General features: G+C 71.5%; 1 protein-coding gene. It reads left to right on the forward strand.

Translation table 11 applies throughout. From position 1 onward, the window contains the following. On the forward strand, positions 1 to 512 hold a 512-nt coding region (locus tag IE244_RS41660; protein WP_308436319.1), incomplete at both ends, for a ketoacyl-synthetase C-terminal extension domain-containing protein.

A 512-nucleotide genomic window follows, 5' to 3' on the forward strand; every position in this document is an offset into this window, starting at 1 on the left:
CCGATCGAGGCGCAGGCGTTGATCGCCACGTATGGGCAGGAGCGGTCGCAGGACCGGCCGTTGTGGCTGGGTTCGCTGAAGTCGAACATCGGTCATGCCCAGGCGGCCGCGGGTGTCGGTGGTGTGATCAAGATGGTGCTGGCGATGCGGCACGGTGTGCTGCCGCGGACCTTGCACGTGGACGAGCCGACGCCGCACGTGGACTGGTCGGCCGGTGACGTCCGGCTGCTGACCGAGGCCATGGAGTGGCCCGCGAGCGACCGGCCGCGCCGAGCTGCGGTGTCCTCCTTCGGTGTGAGCGGCACCAATGCGCACGTGATCGTCGAGCAGGCGCCTGGCAGGACGGAGGAGTCCCCGGCTCCGGCCTCGGGAGCGGTCGTGCCGTGGGTGCTGTCGGCGAAGAGCGATGAGGCGTTGCGGGAGCAGGCGGTCCGGCTGCTGTCCTTCCTGGACGCCGAGGGCGCCGAGGACGCTGAGGGCGTCGAGGGCTGCGGGGTCCGGCCGGAGGACGT

Origin of the sequence: Streptomyces filipinensis, assembly GCF_014649495.1 — a bacterium.
Classification (GTDB): domain Bacteria; phylum Actinomycetota; class Actinomycetes; order Streptomycetales; family Streptomycetaceae; genus Streptomyces; species Streptomyces filipinensis.